A 19,598-nucleotide genomic window follows, 5' to 3' on the forward strand; every position below is an offset into this window, starting at 1 on the left:
GAGTCACGGAACCGGTTGCCGCGGCGGGCGCAACCGGCCTAGAACTGAGGAAGCGACGCCGGGTCGTGGCGTCGCAGTACGTTTTTCGCTGCTTCGAAATCCGGCAGGATCTGGCCGACTTCGCGCCAGAAGTCCTGGCTGTGGTTCATTTCGCGCAGGTGGGCCAGTTCGTGCGCGATGACATAGTCGATGATGGCCGGCGCGAAGTGGATCAGGCGCCAGTTCAGCATGATGTTGCCGTCGCTGGTGCACGAACCCCAGCGCGTGGCCGCGGACGACAGGCGCCAGCGGCGGATCTTCAGGCCGCTGATCTGCAGGAAATGCGCCAGCCGGGCGCCGAACCAGGCACCGGCGCGCTGTTGCAGCCAGGCCTGGGCGGCATCGCGGACGCGACCCTGGTCGGCGTCGGCCGGCAGTGCCAGCCAGAGCGTGTCGCCGTCAGCCGGCGCTTCGGCGTCGCCGGACAGGCGGGTCTGACGGCTGTCGCCGCCCACGCCGAGCACGATGCGCTTGCCCAGGTAGGGCAGCTCGCCGCCGGCCTGCCAGCGTGTGTGCGCCATCGCCAACTGCTGCTTGCGGGTATGCCACTCGCGCAGCTTGGCGACGATCCAGCGGGATTTTTCGCGCACCGCGTCGTCGATCTGCGTCAGCGTGACCCAGTTGGGCGCGGTGACGCGCAGGCCGTCGTCGGTGATGACGAAGCCGATGCTGCGGCGGCGCGAGCGCAGCAGCACGAAGCCGATGGGTTGCGGGTCGGTGTCCACCTCGCGCCAGCGCGCGCCGGGCGGCAGCGGATCGGGGCAGGGAGTGGGCACGCGCGCGGCGGCGTTGGGCGATGGCGTCAGCAGCGGTTCGCCGGCGGGCCCGGGCGCGCCGGCGGCGGCGGGAGGAAACAGCGGCGCGGGGGGCGTGGCCACCGGCGCCTTGCGGGGCGCGGGAGACGCGGTCAGCGCCGATGCGTCCAGGGACGCATCGGCGTCTTGCACGTCGAACAGGAGTTCGAGCTGGTCAGTGCTGGGCATACCTTTCTGGATTGAGACGCCGCATTTCCCCTTCGATCCAGTCCTGGACTTTCCGGTTCAGTTCCTCGGGGGAGATTCCTTTCGATTCTATCGCGGGACCGATGGACAGCGTAACCATGCCCGGATGTTTCACGAAGGCGTTGCGGCGCCAGCATTCGCCGGCGTTGTGCGCCACCGGGATGACCACCGCGCCGGTGCGCGAGGCCAGCAGCGCGCCGCCCATCTTGAAGCGCGCGGTCTTGCCTGGCGGCACGCGGGTGCCTTCGGGAAACAGCAGCGGCCAGCGGCCTTCGTCCAGCCTTGCCTGTCCCTGCTTGACCACCTGTTCGAAGGCGTCGCGGCCCTTGGCGCGGTCGATGGCGATCATGCGCAGCAGCGCCAGGCCCCAGCCGAAGAACGGCACCAGGTGCAGTTCCTTCTTGTAGACGAAGCAGACCTCGCGCGGCATGTGGGCCGGGAAGAACAGGGTCTCCCAGGCCGACTGGTGCTTGGACAGCAGCACCGCCGGGCCGTCGGGCAGATTTTCCCAGCCCTTGACCTGCCAGCGGATGCCGCAGATGACCTTGGCGCCCCAGATCGCCAGGCGCGGCCAGCCCACCGTGAGCTTGTAGCGCAGGTGCTGCGGCAGCGGCGCCCACAGCACGCAGGCGAACGCGTATGGGATGACCGTGACGGACAGGAACAGGAAGTAGAGGAGCGAGCGCAGCCAGGCCATCAGTTGTCCTGCAGCAGGGCGTCGACCACGGCCGACAGGTCGTCGCAGACCCGGGTGCTCTCGGGCAGGCCACCCTTGGCCAGCGTCTTCCCGCCATTGCCGGTCCGCACCAGCCAGGGCGAGCAGCCGGCCGCGGCGGCGGCCTGCAGGTCGCGCAGCGAGTCGCCCACGGCCGGCACGCCGGCCAGCTCGGCATCATAGCGGTGGCCGATCTGCTCGAACAGGCCGGGACGCGGCTTGCGGCAGGTGCAGTTGTCGTCCGGGCCGTGCGGGCACATGAAGATGGCATCGACGCTGCCACCGGCCGCGGCCAGCTCGCGCCGCATCTTGGTGTGGATGGCGGTCAGCGTGTCCATGTCGAACAGGCCGCGGGCCAGGCCCGACTGGTTGGTGGCGACCACCACCGTCCAGTCCGCCTGGGTCAGGCGGGCGATGGCCTGCAGGCTGCCGGGCAGGGCGATCCATTCGTCGGGATGCTTGACGAAGGCGTCGCTGTCCTGGTTGATGACGCCGTCGCGGTCGAGGATGATGAGTTTCACTGTGCCAGCCTGGAAATGTCAGCGACCTGGTTCATCAGGGTGTGCAACTGCCCCAGCAGCGCCAGCCGGTTGGCGCGCACCGCCGGGTCCTCCGCCATCACCATGACGTCGGCGAAGAAGGCGTCCACCGGTTCGCGCGCCTGGGCCAGGGTGCGCAGGTTGGCGGCGAAATCGCCGGCGGCCAGTTGCGCCTCGGCTTGCGGGCGCAGCGTGGCGATGGCGGCGGCCAGCGTCTTTTCGGCGGGTTCGACCAGGGCGTCGGCATTGACCGCGCCGATCTCGCCTTCGGCCTTCTTGAGCAGATTGCCGATGCGCTTGTTGGCGGCGGCCAGGCTGGCGGCCTCGGGCATCTGCGCGAAGGCGGCGGCGGCGCGCACGCGCGCGGCCACCTGGTGCAGCGGCGGCGTCAGGGCGACGACGGCCTCGACCGCGTTGCGGTCATGTTCGTTGATCAGCTGGTTGCGGTAGCGCTCATAGATGAAGGCGCGCACCTCGGCCAGCGTCTCGGCGGGGATCTTGCCGGCCGGGAAGGTGGCGGCGGTGGCGGCCAGCAGGCCGTCCAGCGACAGCGGGCCGTCCTGGTTGAGCTTGAGCCAGCCGCCGGCGGCCAGTTGCTCGAAGGCGCTGATCAGGCCCAGCGCGGCGCGGCGCAGGCCGAAGGGGTCGCGTTCGCCGGTGGGCGCCAGACCGATCGCCCAGATGCCGACCAGGGTTTCGGCGCGTTCGGCGATGAACAGCGTGGCGGCCGTCAGGTCGTCCTGCGAGACCGGCGTGTCGTAGCGGTTGCGGTACTGGGTGCGCAGCGCCTGCACGACGCTGTCCGGCTCGCCGTCGCCGGCGGCGTAGTAGGCGCCCATGATGCCTTGCAGCTCGGGGAATTCGCCCACCATGTTCGAGCCCAGGTCGGCCTTGGCCAGCAGGGCGGCGCGGTCGGCGGCGGCGACGTCGCCGCCCAGCTTGCCGGCCACATCGCGGGCGATGGCGCGCACGCGTTCGACGCGTTCGAGCTGGGTGCCCAGCTTGTTGTGGTAGACGATCGAGCCCAGCTGTTCGACGCGCGCGGCCAGCGGCGTCTTGCGGTCGGTCTCGAAGAAGAACTGGGCGTCGGCCAGGCGCGGACGCACCACGCGCTGGTTGCCTTCGACGATGTTCACCGGGTTGTCCGTGTGCATGTTGCTCACGATCAGGAAGCGGTGCGTCAGGCGGCCGCTGGCCGGGTCGAACAGCGGGAAGTACTTCTGGTTCAGGCGCATGGTCAGGATCAGGCATTCCTGCGGCACTTGCAGAAACTGTTCCTCGAACTCGCCCACGTAGACGGTGGGGTGTTCGACCAGGGCGGTGACTTCATCGAGCAGGGCGGCCACTTCCGGGTCGTCGCCCAGCGTGGCCGACAGGCGGCCGGCGTGCGCCAGCAACTGGCGCTGGATCTCGTCGCGGCGGCCTTCGAACGAGGCCACTACGCGGCCCTTCTCGGCCAGGGTGGCGGCGTAGGCGTCGGCATCGGCGATGGCGATGGCGCCGCTGCTCATGTAGCGGTGGCCCAGCGTGTCGCGGCCGGCATTCAGGCCAAGCGCGGCCACGGGCACGACGTCGGCGCCGAACAGCGCGATCAGGCCGTGCGCCGGGCGCACGAACTTGACGGTGGTGACGCCATCGGCCAGCTGGTAGCGCATGACCTTGGGGATCGGCAGGCCGTCGATGGCCGCGTCGATGCCTTCCTGCAGGCCGGCGGCCAGCGCGGCGCCGGGGGCGGTGCCGCGGGCGACCAGGTAATCCTGCTTGCCGTCGGATTCACGTTCCAGGGTGGAAAGGTCGATGTTCTCCAGGCCCTTGGCGGCCAGCTTCTTCTGCAGCGCCGGGGTGGCCTTGCCGTCTTCGGTCAGGCCGATCTTCACCGGCATCAGCTTTTCGGCGTAGGCCTGGTCGGGCGCCTGGGCCAGCACGGCCGACAGGCGCACCGCCAGGCGGCGCGGCGTGGCGTAGGGCTGCACGGTGCAGCCGTCTGCCAGCAGGCCGTGGCGCGCCAGCGTGGCGCGCACGCCTTCGGCGAAAGCCTGGCCCAGCTTCTGCAGGGCCTTGGGCGGGAGTTCTTCGGTCAGCAGCTCGACCAGCAGGGGGCGGATGTTCGTCGTCATTTATGCAGCCTCCCCGGCGGCCTGGTCGCGGCCCAGCATGGGAAAGCCCAGTCGTTCGCGGGAATCGTAATAAGCCTGCGCGACGGCGCGCGACAGGTTGCGGATGCGGCCGATGTAGGCGGCGCGCTCGGTGACGCTGATCGCGCCGCGCGCGTCCAGCATGTTGAAGGTGTGCGCGGCCTTGAGCGTGGCCTCGTAGGCGGGCAGGGCCAGCGGCACGTCCATCAGGCGCTTGGCCTCGGCTTCGTAGTCGTTGAAGTGCGCGAACAGCATCTCGGCCGACGAGTACTCGAAGTTGTAGGTCGACTGTTCCACTTCGTTCTGGTGGAACACATCGCGGTACAGCACGCGCCTGCCGTTGGCGCCTTCGGTCCAGACCAGGTCGTACACGCTTTGCACGTCCTGCAGGTACATGGCCAGGCGTTCCAGGCCGTAGGTGATCTCGCCCGTGGTCGGGGTGCAATCCAGCCCGCCGACCTGCTGGAAGTAGGTGAACTGGGTCACTTCCATGCCGTTCAGCCAGACTTCCCAGCCCAGGCCCCAGGCGCCCAGCGTGGGGTTTTCCCAGTCGTCCTCGACGAAGCGGATGTCGTGCTGCGTGGGGTCGATGCCCAGCGCCTTGAGCGAGCCGATGTACAGGTCCAGGATTTCCGGGGGCGCGGGTTTCAGCACCACCTGGTACTGGTAATAGTGCTGCAGGCGGTTGGGGTTTTCGCCGTAGCGGCCGTCCTTGGGCCGGCGCGAGGGCTGCACGTAGGCCGCGCGCCAGGGTTCCGGGCCGATCGCCCGCAGGAAGGTGGCGGTGTGCGAGGTGCCGGCGCCGACTTCCATGTCGTAGGGCTGCAGCAGGGCGCAACCCTGCTTGTCCCAGTATTCCTGGAGCGTAAGGATGATTTGCTGAAAGGTGAGCATAGGATTCTTGGAATTCGGTCGCCGGGCGACGTTTGCCGTGGGCGTGGGAAACCCGGCATTTTAACTGGCCCGGGGCGGCCCTGGGGCCGGACCCCGGAATCACGGTTACATCCACGCGGTTACATCTTTGCCGCGACGTGTCCCAGGTGGACACCGCCCGGGCGCCGCCCTGCGGCGGGCGGGCATTGGTCGTATCATTCCGGGTTGACCTGTCTTATATAAAACCAACATCCAACCCCCCCGGAAGGAGCATCCGCATGTCTGACCTGATCAAGGTGGAAGTCGCCGACGGCATCCAGATCATCACCATCAACCGCCCCGAGGCCAAGAACGCCATCAACCTGGAAACCGCCCAGGCCATGGCCGCCGCGCTGGATCAGATGGACAGCCGCGACGACGTGCGCATCGGCATCCTGACGGGCGCGGGCGGGACGTTCTCGTCGGGCATGGACCTGAAGGCCTTCGCCAAGTCGGGCCAGCGCCCCTACGTCGAGGGCCGGGGCTTCGCCGGGCTGAACGAAGCGCCGCCGAAAAAGCCGCTGATCGCCGCGGTCGAGGGCTACGCGCTGGCCGGCGGTTGCGAGATGGCCCTGGCGTCCGACCTGATCGTGGCCGCCAGCAATGCCAAGTTCGGCCTGCCCGAGGTCAAGCGTGGCCTGGTGGCCGGCGCCGGTGGCATGCTGCGCCTGCCGCGCCGCTTGCCGTACCACATCGCCATGGAAGTGATCCTGACCGGCGACATGCTGGGCGCCGAGCGCGCCTACGGCTTCGGCCTGGTCAATCGCCTGACCGAGCCGGGCGGCGCCCTGGCCGGCGCGCTGGAGCTGGCCCGCGCCATCGTCGAAAACGGCCCGCTGTCGGTGCAGACCGCCAAGAGCATCGTGGCGCAGTCCGGCGACTGGACCCAGGAAGAGATGTTCAACCGCCAGCGTCCGCTGATCGCCCATATCTTCGCGTCGGCCGACGCCAAGGAAGGCGCCACGGCTTTCGCGGAAAAGCGCAAGCCGGTCTGGCAAGGCAAATGAATGAATGCGCCCACGCCGCGCCCGCTGCGCGAGCTGGCTGCCCCCCAGGGGGGGCTTTTGCCTTGGGGCGGCCCGGCGGGGGAGAGACCCCCACGCCGCGCCCGCTGCGCGAGCTGGCTGCCCCCCAGGGGGGCCCTTTTGCCTTGGGGCGGCCCGGCGGCAAAAGAAAAGTATTCCTTTCACCCGCGCGGCTGGCCGGTAGGGCGGCCGCGTTTTCACGTTATCCCTTCGTTAATCGCATATCGCCATGTCCGTCCTCATCAAAGAAGAAGACTTCATCCAGTCGATAGCCGATGGCATCCAGTTCATCAGCTATTACCATCCCGTTGACTACATCCGCCACCTGGCGCGCGCCTACGAGCGCGAGGAAAGCCCGGCCGCGCGCGATGCGATGGCCCAGATCCTGACCAACTCGCGCATGTGCGCCGAGGGCAAGCGTCCGCTGTGCCAGGACACCGGCATCGTCAACGTCTTCCTGAAGGTCGGCATGGGCGTGCGTTTCGACACCAAGCGCACCCTGCAGGAACTGTGCGACGAAGGCGTCCGCCGCGGCTACCTGAACCCGGACAACCCCCTGCGCGCCTCGGTGCTGGACGACCCGCTGTTCGCCCGCAAGAACACCCGCGACAACACCCCCTGTATCCTGCACGTCGAACTGGTCCCGGGTGACAAGGTCGACGTGCAGCTGGCGTCGAAGGGCGGCGGTTCGGAAAACAAGTCCAAGTTCGCCATGCTCAACCCCAGCGATTCGCTGGTGGACTGGGTGCTCAAGACGGTCCCGACCATGGGCGCCGGCTGGTGCCCGCCGGGCATGCTGGGCATCGGCGTCGGCGGCACCGCCGAAAAGGCCATGCTGATGGCCAAGCAGTCGTTGATGGAAGACATCGACATGTACGAACTGCTGGCCCGCGGCCCGCAGAACAAGCTCGAAGCGCTGCGCATCGAACTGTACGAAAAGGTCAACGCGCTGGGCATTGGCGCCCAGGGCCTGGGCGGCCTGACCACGGTGCTGGACGTCAAGATCAACACCTTCCCGACGCACGCGGCCTCCAAGCCCGTCGCCATGATCCCGAACTGCGCGGCCACCCGCCATGCCCACTTCGAGCTGGACGGCTCGGGCCCGGCGCGCCTGGACCCGCCGTCGCTGTCCGAATGGCCGGAAGTGCACTGGGCGCCGGACTACAACAAGTCCAAGCAGGTCGACCTGAACTCGCTGACCAAGGAAGAAGTCGCCAGCTGGAAGCCGGGCCAGACCCTGCTGCTGTCGGGCAAGATGCTGACCGGCCGCGACGCCGCGCACAAGCGCATCCAGGACATGCTGGCCAAGGGCGAGCCGCTGCCGGTGGACTTCACCAACCGCGTCATCTACTACGTCGGTCCGGTCGATCCGGTGCGCGACGAAGTGGTGGGCCCGGCCGGCCCCACCACCGCGACCCGCATGGACAAGTTCACCGACATGATGCTGGAGCAGACCGGCCTGATCGCCATGATCGGCAAGTCCGAGCGCGGCCCGGTCGCCATCGAGTCGATCAAGAAGCACGGCTCGGCCTACCTGATGGCCGTGGGCGGCGCGGCCTACCTGGTGTCCAAGGCGATCCGCGGCGCCAAGGTGCTGGGCTTTGCGGACCTGGGCATGGAAGCCATCTACGAGTTCGACGTGAAGGACATGCCGGTGACCGTGGCGGTGGATGCCCAGGGCACCTCGGTCCACACCACCGGCCCGAAGGAATGGCAGGCCAGGATCGGCAAGATTCCCGTCGCCGTGGCGTAAGCCGGCAGCGGCAACGCAAATCGGGCGCCGATCACGGCGCCCGATTTTTTTTTGGCGATGCATGGCGCGCCCGCGTGGGGGCCTCATTTCGTTCGTCCGCCGCAGCGCGCCTGTTTCAGTAGCGCACGTATTCCAGCGCCGGTTGGGCGGACGTCCGCGCGCCGGTCGTTGTGCCGGCCTTGGCGGGGCTGGGCTGCGCGTCATAGACGCCTTGCAGTTCCTGGGCCGCTTCGGCCGTCATCTGGGTGATGTCCTCGGTGACTTCGCCCAGCTTGGCCGACTGCGCCAGCGACACTTCCACGACTTCGCCCATGATCTCGGTGACGCGGCGCGACGAGGTGACGATGTTCTCCATGGTTGCGCCAGCGGACTGCACCTGTTCGGCGCCGTTGCCGATCTGCTCGACCGAGGTGGTGATCAGGTGCTTGATCTCCTTGGCCGCGGCGGCGCTGTTCTGCGCCAGGCTGCGCACTTCCGCCGCCACCACCGCGAACCCCCCGGCCGTGCGGGCCGGCCCGCGCCGCTTCGACCGCGGCGTTCAGCGCCAGGATGTTGGTCTGGAAGGCAATGCCGTCCATCACGCCAATGATTTCGGAGATGCGCCGCGAGCTGTCGGTGATGGCGCCCATCGTGGCCACCACACCGGCCACGGTCTTGCCGCCATCCTCGGCAACGCGACAGGCATCGCGTGCCAGGATATTGGCCTGGCTGGCGCGTTCGGCGTTCTCGGTCAGGCCTTGCACCGCCACGCGCAGCGTCTGCGCGGCGGTGAAGCGCTTGGTGATGTCGGTGGCGAATTTCACCACTTTGAACGGCCGCCCCTCGGCGTCGAAGATGGGGTTGTAGCTGGCCTCGATCCAGACGCGCCGGCCATTCTTGCCGATGCGCAGGTACTGGCCGGTGTCGTACTGGCCGCCGCGCAGCTTGCGCCAGAAGTCCTGGTAGGCCGGGGCGCGCACTTCCTCGGGCAGCACCAGCATGCTGTGATGGCGGCCGCGCAATTCGTCCGCGCGATAGCCCATCGCCTCCAGGAACAGGTCGTTGGCGCGGATGATGGTGCCGTCCAGTTCGAATTCGATGATGCCCTGCACCTTGGAGATGGCCGCCAACTGGCCTTCGGTGTCGGCCTGGCGGCACTGCTGCTCGGTGACGTCCATCGCATACTTGGCCACCTTGAAAGGCCGGCCCTGCGGGTCGAGGATCGGGTTGTAGCTGGCCTGCAGCCAGACGTCGCTGCCGTCCTTGTGGATGCGGCGATAGCGTCCGGCGTCGTATTCGCCGCGCTTGAGCTTGTCCCAGAAGGCCCGGTACTGCTGCGAATCGCGGCGCTCGGGCGCGACGAACAGGCGGTGATGCTGGCCCACCAGCTCGCTCAGCGCGTAGCCCATGAGGTCGAGGAAATTCCGGTTGGCCGCCAGTACATGGCCGTCCAGGTCGAACTCGATGATCGCCTGCGCCTTGTGGATGGCCGCGAGCTGCCCTTGCAGGTCGGCATGTCGGGTATCGCGTTCGCGGCGGAACAGGCGCTTGAGGGGGCGGATCGCTGGCATGAAGGCTCGCTCGGCGCGATGGGCGGTGAATGAATCGGTGGCCCGAATCATAGAATCAAAACCCTCGCCGGATGCGCGCCTTCATTCGTTATGTTGTCCGATATGTGGGGGCGTCACTCAGCGCCTTGGCGATGCGTCTCCATCCATTCCGCGATGGCCCGCGGCGACTTGCCCAGCACCTCGCGCAGCACTTCCTCGGTGTGCTGGCCCAGCAGCGGCGGGGCGCGCCGATACACCACCGGAGAATCCGAAAAGCGCAACGGACTGGCGGTGACGGGCGCGACACCGCCCGCCGGATGCGGCAGGTCGCGGCGCAGCTGCCGCGCCTGCGCCTGCGGGTGCGCAAACGCCTGGGCGATGTTGTTGATCGGCCCGCAGGGCACGCCGACCGCCTCCAGCCTGGCGATCCAGTCGTCGCGTGCGCCCTGGCGCATGATGGCGGCCAGTATCGCCACCAGTTCCTCGCGGTGGGTCACGCGCAGCCGGTTGCTGGCAAAGCGCGGATCGTCGCCCAGTTCCGGCGCGCCGATGGCGTTGCAATAGGCGCGGTACTGCGATTCGTTGCCGGTGGCGACGATCAGGTGGCCGTCGCTGGCGGCGAATACCTGGTAGGGCACCACGTTCTGGTGGGCATTGCCGGCGCGCGTCGGCGCCACGCCGGAATTGAAGTAGTTGGAATTCTGGTTGGCCAGCAGCGCCACGTGGCTGTCCAGCAGCGCGATATCCAGATGCTGCCCGAGCCCGCTGCGATGGCGTTCCTGCAGCGCCGCCAGGATGGCCACGGTGGCGTACATGCCGGTGACGATGTCGGTGACCGCCACGCCGGCCTTCTGCGGGCCGCCGCCGGGCAGGTCGTCGCGTTCACCAGTGATGCTCATCAGGCCGCCCATGCCCTGGATCATGAAGTCGTAGCCAGGGCGCCGCGCGAACGGCCCGTCCTGGCCGAAGCCGGTGACCGAACAATAGATCAGGCGCGGGTTGATGGCCTTCAGGCTGGCGTAGTCCAGTCCGTACTTGGCCAGGCCGCCGACCTTGAAATTCTCCACCAGGATGTCGCTGACCGCGGCCAGTTCGCGGATCAGCGCCGCGCCTTGCGGCGTGGCCATGTCGGCCTCGACCGAGCGCTTGTTGCGGTTGGCGCTGAGATAGTAGGCCGACTCGTTGGTGTCGACGCCCTCGCCATCCTTGAGGAAAGGCGGCCCCCAGGCGCGGGTATCGTCGCCCACGCCGGGGCGCTCGATCTTGATGACGTCGGCGCCCAGGTCGGCCAGGTTCTGCGTGCACCACGGGCCGGCCAGGATGCGCGACAGGTCCAGCACGCGGATGCCGTCCAGCGCGGGCGGGCGCGTCATGGCCGCACCTCGGCGGTGCCGTGGCTCATGACGACGATGTCGCGCTCGACGGCGCGGGCGATGAAGCGGATCTGGCCATCGGCCATGCGCCACATGTCGCATTGCAGGGTTTCACCCGGATAGACCGGGGCCGAGAAGCGCGCGTCCAGCCGCGTCAGGCGCGCGGCATCGTAGTCGCACCAACTCTTGACCAGCGCATGCGCGGCCACGCCGTAGGAGCACAGACCATGCAGGATCGGCTTGGGATAGCCGGCCTGGTGCGCAACCTCGGGGTCGGCGTGCAGCGGATTGCGGTCGGCGTTCAGGCGATACAGCAGCGCCGCCTGCGGCGGGATGCGCAGTTCGCAGCGGCGTTCGGGTTCGCCTTGCGGCGCGGCGGGCAGCGGTTCGGGGCCGGCGTCGCCCTGGCCGAAGCCGCCATCGCCACGGCAGAAGGTGCTCTGTTGCAGCGTCGCCAGGTGCGCGCCGGCGCTGTCGTGCAGGGTGCGCTCCGTGATGACGATGGCGCCCTTGTCCGCGCCCTTGTCGATGACGTGGGTGACGCGGCTCCTGCCGATCACGGTGCCGGACGTGGGCAAGGGCGCGTGCACCGCCAGCCGCTGCTCGCCATGCACCAGCCGCACCCAGTCGATGCCGGCGCGCGGGTCGCTCATCCAGAATCCGGGGTAGCCCAGCACCACGCTCATGGTGGGAAAGGCGCGCAGGTCCTTTTCGTACACGTAGCGCAACTGCCGGGGGTCCTCGGGGTCCTGCCCCAGGCCGATGCCCAGCGCGTACAGCATGGTGTCCTTGTCGTCGTAGTGCTGGCGCACGTCGTCGAAGCGCCAGTGCTTCACGGTTGCATAGTCGAGCGGCATGGCGGCCTCAAATGGGATCCCAGTCGATCACGTCGGGCGAGCGCTCCAACGCGTAGAAGTGCTTGCGCATGGCGGGCACGGCGATCTCGCCGATCAGCTCGGGCGTCCAGCCTTCGCTGTAGTGCATGCTGCGCAGCGGCCGCGGCTGGCTCATCAGCATGATCTCGTTGGCGCGCACCGCGAACACCTGCGCGGTGATGGCGCTGGCCGCGTCACTGGCCAGGTACACGGCCATGGGCGCGACCTTGTCGGCTTCCATCTTCTTGAGTTTCTCGACGCGCGCCTTTTCCTCGTCGGTCTCGGCGGGAATGGAGCTGGTCATGCGGCTCCAGGCGAACGGCGCGATGCAGTTCGAACGCACGTTGTAGCGCGCCATGTCCAGCGCGATCGACTTGGACAGCGCCACGATGCCGAGCTTGGCGGCAGCGTAGTTGGCCTGGCCGAAGTTGCCGATCAGGCCCGAGGTGGACGTCATGTGCACCAAGGCGCCCGCTTCCTGTTCGCGGAAATACGGCGCCGCGGCGCGGCTCATGAAGAACGAGCCGTTCAGATGCACGTCGATGACCTGGCGCCATTCTTCTTCGCTCATCTTGTGGAACACGCGGTCGCGCAGATTGCCGGCGTTGTTGACCACCGCGTCGATGCGGCCGAAGGCGTCGATGGCGGTCTGGATGACGCGGCTGGCGCTGTCGTAGGCGGCCACGCTGTCGGTGTTGGCGACGGCCTGTCCGCCGGCCGCGGTGATTTCGCGCGCCACGGCCTGCGCGGGGCCTTCGCCGCCGCCTTCGCCGGTAAGCGAGACGCCGATGTCGTTGACCACCACCTTGGCGCCCGCCCGCGCCATGGCCAACGCGATGCCGCGGCCGATGCCGCCGCCCGCGCCGGTAACGACCACTACCTTGCCGGAAACAATACCGCTCATTGGGACTCACTCCTGATGCCGCGGCACGCCGCGAGGGAAACCATTCCGCGTCAAACCGTATGGTTTACGGGGTTGCACCATGGTATGTTCGTCACGGCATTCGAAGAATTCAAAATTAGAAATGCCCCCCTTCTGTGTGGTGGAACATGAGACATGACCTGACTGACCTGCGGCTCTTCGTGAACGTGGGAGAGACGCTCAATCTGACCCGTGCGGCCGAACGCACGTTCCTGTCGCTGCCCGCCGCCAGCGCGCGCGTCAAGCACATGGAAGAGGCCTTCAAGGCGCGCCTGCTGGTGCGCATGGCCACGGGCGTGGCGCTGACGCCAGCCGGCGAGGTGCTGCTGAAACACGCCAACGCCGTGTTCCGCCAGCTCGAATGCCTGAACGCCGACCTGCAGCCTTATGCCAGCGGGCTGAAGGGCAGGCTGCGCCTGCTGGCCAACACCACCGCCACCAATTCGTTCCTGGCCGACGCCCTGTCGACCTTCCTGGCCGAGAACCCGGACGTGGATGTCGAACTGGAGGAGAAAATCTCGGGCGACATCGTCATCGCGATTCGCGCCGGCGCCGGCGACCTGGGGCTGGTGGCCGGCAACATCGATGTCGAGGGCCTGGACGTGACCCCGCTGTTCCGCGATGAGCTCACGGTGGTGACGGCGCTGGACCATCCGCTGGCGGCATCGACGTCAGCCCATTTCGCCGATCTGGTCGACGCCTACCAGTTCGTCGGCATCCATCCCGACAGCGCCATCCAGACCTTCCTGGAAGACATCGCCAGCGGCCTGGGCAAGCGCATTTGCCAGCGCGTGCACGTAGGCAGCTTCGAGGCCGTGTGCCGCATGGTCGAGGCGGGGGCCGGCATCGCGGTGGTGCCGCGCGCCTGCGCCGCGCGCTACAGCCGGCCCGACGCCCTGCACGTGCTGAAGTTGGAAGACTCCTGGGCGCTGCGCGACCGGCTGTTGTGCCGCCAGCGCGGCCGCGACCTGCCCAGTTTCGCCGAGTGCTTCATCGAGCACGTGCAGCGCGCGGCGCGGGGGCAGTAGCGCGAACGGGCGCCGTCGCCGCGATGCGGCAAGGGGTGCGGGAGCGTCCGGCCGTCGAACCTGGGCGTGCGGCGAAAGAGGGGCTTTTGCAAATGTGTAGCGGCAAAGCGCGGCTGTGCGGCAAATAATAAAAAAAAGCCCGGCCACGCCGCCGACAAAAACGAAACCCAGGAGACCGCCTTGCCAGATTCCCAACGCCGCCGCGTCATCGCGGGGCTGGGCGCCGTGTGCGCCTCGACCTTGCTGACCCCTTTCGCCCGCGCCGCCAATTGGCCCGGCCATGCCGTAACGTTCATCGTGCCGTTTCCCGCGGGCGGCCCGGTCGATACCACCGCGCGCTTCACGGCGCAGCCGCTCGGCCACCTGTGGTCGGTGCCGACGGTGGTGGACAACCGCTCGGGCGCGGGCGGCATCGTTGGCGCGCAATTCGCCGCCAAGGCCGAGCCGGACGGCTACAACTTTTTCTTCGCCTCCATTCACCATGCCGTGCTGCCCAGCTTGCGCGACAACCTCACCTATGACATCAACCGTGATTTCGTGCCGGTGGGCATGGCGGCGGTGTTCCCGATCGTGCTGGTGGTGAATCCGTCGCTGCCGGTGAATTCGGTGAGCGAACTGATTGCCTACGCCAAGGCGAATCCGGGCAGGCTGTCGTTCGGCTCGTCCGGCACGGGCGGCGGCACGCATCTGGCAGGCGAACTGTTCAACGCGATGGCGGGCGTGAAGATCCAGCACATTCCCTATCGCGGCAGCGCGCCGGCGATGCAGGACTTGCTGGGCGGCCAGGTGCAGGTGATGTTCGCGGACGGCCCCTCGGCCGTGCCGCACCTGAAGACCGGCAAGGTGCGGGCGCTGGGCGTGGGCAATCCCGCGCGCTCGAGCATGCTGCCCGAGGTGCCGACCATCGCCGAGTCCGGATTGCCCGGCTACGAGGCGTATTCGTGGAGCGGGTTGATGGCGCCGAAGGGCACGCCGGCGCAGATCGTGGCGCGGGTGAACGCGGACATGGTGAAAGTGCTGTCCGATCCTTCGACGGCCAAGGCAATGCTGGCCGCGGGCGCGGAGCCCCGGCCGGGCAGCCCCGAGGCGTTCGGCGCGTTCGTGCGCGGCGAGGTCGTCAAATGGCGCGAGGTGATCAACAAGGCGGGGATCAAGCTGGAGTAGGCGGCCCGCTGCCGTCCCCGGCCGCCTGGCGCGAACCCCGGTCCGATGCGGTCCCCACTGGCGGTTCCCGCCGCGCTAGCGGAAGTTGTTGCTTTGTATTACATTTGCAGGCGCTGCGCGGATCAGACCGCGCGACCTCCCAGCGCTCTTCCATCGAGCAGACTTGCCATCCCGAGCGCTGGCATTCACACCATACCGCCTTGCGGGTCCAGGCCGTGCCTTCCCGGCTGCCGTTCGCCATGCACGGCGGTATACAAGGGGATTCCATGATTCAAAACCGAGCGGGCCTCGTTACCCATGGCGCGCTGTGCGCCGCATCGGCGTCGCAGATGTCTCTACCCGCCACCGGCATGTCGGCTCGCGCTGCCGTGTCGGCGCGTTTGCCGGCCGGCGCCCGGTTCGCCCTGGCGGCCGGCGGCAGCGCCCTTGCGTTGGCGCTCGCCGGGACGTCGGCGCCCGCCTGGGCCGCCTGTTCCGCTGGCGACGTCAGCGGTTGCGGCGCGCCGGGCGGGGCCGGTTTCCCCGGACGCAGCGGCGCCGGCGGGACCGGAAATGGTCAAGGCGGCGGATCGAGCCAGCTCGACGGGGGCGGCGTGACGGTGCAGATTCCGGGAAGCTGGGGGGCCTCGGGTACGGGTGGCACAGGCGCGGCGGGCGACGGCGGTAGCGCCGCGGGCAATGCGCCCGCGACATCCACTACTGCCGGCACCGCCACCGTAGTCGCCTCCTTGGGCGGTGCGGCCGGCAACACCGGGCCGGACGGCGCCAATTTCGGCAGCGGTGGCAATGGCGGGAATACGGGGCTCTTTTACTCCGGCGGAAATCTCACTGTGTCCGCTCCGGCGACACTATCGGGCGGCGCCGGCGGCGCCGGCGGCAATACCAGTAACGGCTTGACGGGCAACGGCGGCGGCGGCGGTGGCGGTGGCAGCGGCCTGATATCGACATCGGCCTTGGCCTCGATCACCAACTTAGGGATGATCGTCGGCGGGGTGGGGGGCATCGGCGGCGCCGGCGGCTTCGGCGGCGGCGGTGGTGCCGGCGGCGATGGCCTGCTCGCGGTGGGGGGCCAAGCCACCATCATTAACGTCGGCAGCATTACCGGTGGCACGGGCGGTAACGCCGGCGCGGGTGCGTCCGGCAGCGGCGCGGACGGCGCCGCAGGGGTCGGCGTCAATCTTGCCGGCACCGGCAATTCCGTGGCGAATACCGGCACGATCGCGGGCGGCGCCGGTAACGGCGGCGGGGTCGGTATCGTGACCCGGGGCGCGGACACGATCAGCAACTCGGGCACCATCATCGGCGGCATCGGCCCGGGCGGCGCCCGGGCCGCGGCCATTGAGTTCGGCGGCGCGGGCAACACATTGAATCTGTTGTCAGGCTCCCTCATCGTCGGCAACCTGATGCTCGATGCGGGGGCGACGGCCACCATCGCCGCGCAAAATGCGGGGCTCGCGCTGGATAACAACGTGGTGTTGACCGACGCCGCATCCGGCGTCACGTTTTCCACCGCCGCGAATAGCCTGGCGCAGTCGGGCGTCATCTCCGGCGCGGGCTCGGTGAGTGCCAGCGGCACGGGGACGTTGACGATGTCGGGCGTCAATACCTTCACCGGCGCCACCACGATTAGCGGCGGCACGCTCGCCCTGACCGGCGCCGGCAGTCTCGCCGCGTCGTCGGGCGTGGTGGTGAACGCGGTATTCGACATCTCCGGGGTGACGGCCGGGGCGTCGATCAAGGCACTGTCCGGCTCGGGCACGGTACGTCTCGGCGCGCAGTCACTGTCGCTCACCAATGCCGCGGGCGCGTTCGATGGCGTCATCGACGGCACCGGCGGCGTCCGCGTGAGCGCCGGCAACCAGACCCTGACGGGCGTGAACACCTATACCGGCGCCACCACGATCGACAGCGGCGCGACGCTCACGCTCAGTGGCAGCGGCAGTGTGGCGGCATCGAGCGGCGTGAACAACAACGGTACGCTGGACATTTCGGCAACCACGAGCGGCGTGTCCCTGGCCAGTCTCGCGGGCACCGGCACGGTCGCCCTGGGCGCGCGCACCCTGACGTTGACGAACGCCTCCGGCGCCTTTTCCGGCGCTTTCAGCGGCACCGGCTCACTGGTCAAGCAAGGCACCGGCATGCTGGTGATCAACGGTTCCAACAACGCATTCAGCGGCACCACGACGGTCGACGGGGGCACCCTGCAGGTGGGCGATGCCAGCCATGGCGGCGCGGAGTTGGGGGGCAACGTCGCCGTTGGCGCGCAGGGCGTGCTGGGCGGGCACGGCACGGTTCTGGGCAATGTCACCAACGGCGGGACGGTATCGCCGGGCGGCTCTATCGGCACCCTGAGCGTCGGCGGCAATTACACGCAGGCGTCGAACGCGACGCTGGCCATCGAGGTGAGTCCGACTGCGGCCTCGCTGCTGAAAGTGTCGGGCAGCGCGTCCCTGAACGGCACGCTGGCGATCACGTACACGCCCGGCACGTATTCGGCCACGCGCTACAACGTAGTGAGCGCGGCCAACGGTATCAGCGGCCGTTTCTCGTCGGTCACCGGCACGCTGGTCTCGGGCGCGGACCTGAACGGCCTGAGTTCTTCGGTGGCCTACGGCGCCAACGATGTTGCCCTGGTGCTGGGCATCGGCGTCCCGGGCGATACGCCCGTGGTCATCGCGCCGGTCCACACCAGCATCTATACGGCGCTTGGCTCCGCTGCCCTGATGAGCGCGCAATCCGCCACGGCAGCGCTGCTCGACCGCGCAACGCCGCGCACCGTCGGCACCGCCGAAGACGCGGCAGGCGCGCCGGGCAAGGTATGGGTCTGGGCCAACGCCACGGGGCGGCATGGCCGCCTGTCCGGCTCGGGCGGACAACCCGGCTTCCAGGAAAACCAGTACGGCTTTCTCGCCGGCGCGCAAAAGCGCGTGGAGCGCAACACATTCGGCCTGGCGATGGGCTACTCGCATGCCGACCTGTCGGAGGAGCAGACCGAAAACTCCGGCACGCGCGACACGGTGCGGCTGGCAACCTACGCCAGCCGCGACATGGGGCTGGTCGATGTCACCGGCATGCTCGGCTATGGCTTGCATTTCCTGTCGCAGAAGCGGCCGTTCGACAACGCCGGCACGGCCAAGGGCGACCATATCGGCCAGGAGTTCACGGCGGCGGCGCAGGTCAGCAAACCCATCGCGCTTGCCGGGACGGTCATGACGCCGCGGCTGGGCCTGCGCTATGCATACTTCTACGCCAACAGCTTTGACGAAAGCGGCGCGCGCGGGCAGAACCTGCATGTCGGCTCGGACAGCACCCGCAGCCTGCAACCCTATGTCGGCGTGACCTTCGACAAGACGTTCGATAACATGCGGCGCCCGCTGAACCTGCAGGTGCGCGCCGCCTACGCGCATGAACTGCTCGACACCGGGCGCGCCGTCACGGTGGCGTCGCAGGATGGCACGCGCTTTGCGGCACCCGGCGCCGAGCTGTCGCGCGGTTTCCTGACGTTCGGCGCCAGCGTCGGCTGGTCGCTGACCCGGCAACTGGGCGTCTCGCTTGCTTACGATGCGCTCGTCAATACGTCGCGCGCATCCTCCCAGGCGGGCAGCGTCAGGATGAGCTATCGCTTCTGACGCTCAGCCCAGCAGCGCCTGGCGGGCCTGCCGGTATTCCGCTTCGAGCAGGCCCACCAGCTCGGCCACCGGCAGCAGTTCCTGCGTGGCGCCGACGCCCTGGCCCGCGCTCCAGATGTCTTTCCAGGCCCTGGGGCGCGTGTGCTTGTCCAGGTTGGGAGGCGGGGCGTCGCCGGGCAACCGGGCGGGGTCCAGGCCGGCGGCGCGGATGCTCTGCGCCAGGTAGTTGGCGGGCACGCCCGAGAAATAGGGCGTGCAGGTGATGTCGGCCGCCTGCGCGCGCAGGATCATTTCGCGGTAGGCGTCGTTGGCCAGCGATTCGCGGGTCGCGATGAAGCGGGTGCCCATGTAGGCGAAATCGCAGCCCATGGCCTGGGCGGCCAGGATGTCCTTGCCATGGCTGATGCAGCCGGACAGCGCCAGCGGGCCGTCGTAGAAGGCGCGGATCTCATTGACCAGGGCGATGGGGTTGAGCTGGCCGGCGTGGCCGCCAGCGCCGGCGGCCACCAGGATCAGGCCGTCCACGCCGGCATCGAGGGCGCGGCGCGCATGGCGCACGTTGGTGACGTCGTGATAGACCTGGCCGCCATAGGCGTGGACGGCGCGGACCACGGCCTCGGGCGGATGCAGTGAGGTAATGAGGAGCGGCACGCGGCGTTCGACGCAGATGTCCAGGTCGCCCTGCCAGCGGGCGTTGCTCGGGTGGACGACGAGGTTGACGCCGTAGGGCGCGATGACCGCGCCTGGATCCTCCTTGCGCGCGCGGGCCAGCCTGTCCTCGATGCGGCTGATCCACTCGTGCAGTTGTTCTTGCGGCCGCGCATTCAGCGAGGGAAAGGTGCCGATGATGCCGGCGCCGCATTGCGCCGCCACCAGGTCCGGGCCGGAAACCAGGAACATGGGGGCGCCGATAAGAGGCAATCGGGTCTGCGCGCGCAATGCGGGGGGCGTCATGGGCG

14 protein-coding genes and 1 pseudogene are annotated in these 19,598 nt (G+C 68.6%); 5 read left to right on the forward strand and 10 right to left on the reverse strand.

Features of this window, described 5'->3' with window-relative positions; genetic code table 11:
* Nucleotides 1-38 precede the first annotated feature (38 nt).
* The 5 genes from HV701_RS00155 to glyQ are packed head-to-tail and all read right to left on the reverse strand — an operon-like array spanning nt 39 to nt 5,323.
* A complete protein-coding gene (locus HV701_RS00155; RefSeq protein ID WP_175131133.1) occupies nt 39-1,022 on the reverse strand; it encodes a M48 family metallopeptidase in 984 nt (327 codons plus the stop codon).
* Nucleotides 1,009-1,737 carry a lysophospholipid acyltransferase family protein gene (locus tag HV701_RS00160; RefSeq protein ID WP_175131134.1) on the reverse strand — a complete coding sequence of 243 codons (729 nt, stop codon included), beginning with the start codon at nt 1,735-1,737 and terminating at the stop codon, nt 1,009-1,011. Before HV701_RS00160 ends, HV701_RS00155 begins: the two co-directional genes overlap by 14 nt.
* On the reverse strand, nt 1,737-2,276 hold the full coding sequence (gene gmhB / locus HV701_RS00165) for a D-glycero-beta-D-manno-heptose 1,7-bisphosphate 7-phosphatase (protein WP_175131135.1): 540 nt from the start codon (nt 2,274-2,276) through the stop codon (nt 1,737-1,739). The genes HV701_RS00160 and gmhB overlap by 1 nt, the downstream gene beginning before the upstream one ends.
* Complete coding sequence (gene glyS / locus HV701_RS00170; RefSeq protein ID WP_175131136.1) at nt 2,273-4,411, reverse strand: glycine--tRNA ligase subunit beta; 2,139 nt, start codon at nt 4,409-4,411, stop codon at nt 2,273-2,275. Before glyS ends, gmhB begins: the two co-directional genes overlap by 4 nt.
* Nucleotides 4,412-5,323, reverse strand: coding sequence for a glycine--tRNA ligase subunit alpha (gene glyQ / locus HV701_RS00175; RefSeq protein WP_175131137.1), 912 nt, complete (start codon nt 5,321-5,323; stop codon nt 4,412-4,414).
* Between the two features lie 257 nt (nt 5,324-5,580).
* On the opposite strand from glyQ, the gene HV701_RS00180 reads away from it, so the two are divergent.
* Nucleotides 5,581-6,348 carry a crotonase/enoyl-CoA hydratase family protein gene (locus tag HV701_RS00180; protein ID WP_175131138.1) on the forward strand — a complete coding sequence of 256 codons (768 nt, stop codon included), beginning with the start codon at nt 5,581-5,583 and terminating at the stop codon, nt 6,346-6,348.
* A 247-nt stretch (nt 6,349-6,595) separates the two neighbouring features.
* Nucleotides 6,596-8,119 carry a fumarate hydratase gene (locus HV701_RS00185; RefSeq protein WP_175131139.1) on the forward strand — a complete coding sequence of 508 codons (1,524 nt, stop codon included), beginning with the start codon at nt 6,596-6,598 and terminating at the stop codon, nt 8,117-8,119.
* A gap of 115 nt (nt 8,120-8,234) precedes the next feature.
* Here HV701_RS00185 and HV701_RS27000 read toward each other — a convergent pair.
* The 4 genes and pseudogenes from HV701_RS27000 to HV701_RS00205 form a co-directional block, all read right to left on the reverse strand.
* A pseudogene (locus HV701_RS27000) lies at nt 8,235-9,669 on the reverse strand (PAS domain-containing protein).
* Between the two features lie 113 nt (nt 9,670-9,782).
* Complete coding sequence (locus tag HV701_RS00195; RefSeq protein ID WP_175131140.1) at nt 9,783-11,021, reverse strand: CaiB/BaiF CoA transferase family protein; 1,239 nt, start codon at nt 11,019-11,021, stop codon at nt 9,783-9,785.
* On the reverse strand, nt 11,018-11,878 hold the full coding sequence (locus HV701_RS00200) for a MaoC/PaaZ C-terminal domain-containing protein (protein WP_175131141.1): 861 nt from the start codon (nt 11,876-11,878) through the stop codon (nt 11,018-11,020). The genes HV701_RS00195 and HV701_RS00200 overlap by 4 nt, the downstream gene beginning before the upstream one ends.
* Before the next feature lie 7 nt (nt 11,879-11,885).
* Nucleotides 11,886-12,800, reverse strand: coding sequence for an SDR family NAD(P)-dependent oxidoreductase (locus HV701_RS00205; RefSeq protein WP_175131142.1), 915 nt, complete (start codon nt 12,798-12,800; stop codon nt 11,886-11,888).
* 146 nt (nt 12,801-12,946) lie between these two features.
* Between HV701_RS00205 and HV701_RS00210 the strand changes: the two genes are divergently transcribed.
* From HV701_RS00210 to HV701_RS26930, 3 genes are all read left to right on the forward strand, one after another.
* Nucleotides 12,947-13,846 (forward strand): LysR family transcriptional regulator, encoded by a 900-nt coding sequence (locus tag HV701_RS00210; protein WP_175131143.1) that lies wholly within the window; start codon nt 12,947-12,949, stop codon nt 13,844-13,846.
* A 180-nt stretch (nt 13,847-14,026) separates the two neighbouring features.
* On the forward strand, nt 14,027-15,010 hold the full coding sequence (locus HV701_RS00215; protein ID WP_175131144.1) for a Bug family tripartite tricarboxylate transporter substrate binding protein: 984 nt from the start codon (nt 14,027-14,029) through the stop codon (nt 15,008-15,010).
* Between the two features lie 266 nt (nt 15,011-15,276).
* A complete protein-coding gene (locus tag HV701_RS26930; RefSeq protein ID WP_276529793.1) occupies nt 15,277-18,639 on the forward strand; it encodes an autotransporter outer membrane beta-barrel domain-containing protein in 3,363 nt (1,120 codons plus the stop codon).
* 3 nt (nt 18,640-18,642) lie between these two features.
* Here HV701_RS26930 and HV701_RS00225 read toward each other — a convergent pair whose 3' ends face one another.
* On the reverse strand, nt 18,643-19,593 hold the full coding sequence (locus tag HV701_RS00225; protein WP_175131145.1) for an NAD(P)H-dependent flavin oxidoreductase: 951 nt from the start codon (nt 19,591-19,593) through the stop codon (nt 18,643-18,645).
* Nucleotides 19,594-19,598 lie beyond the last annotated feature (5 nt).

It is taken from the genome of Achromobacter pulmonis, assembly GCF_902859765.1.
Classification (GTDB): Bacteria; Pseudomonadota; Gammaproteobacteria; order Burkholderiales; family Burkholderiaceae_B; genus Achromobacter; species Achromobacter pulmonis.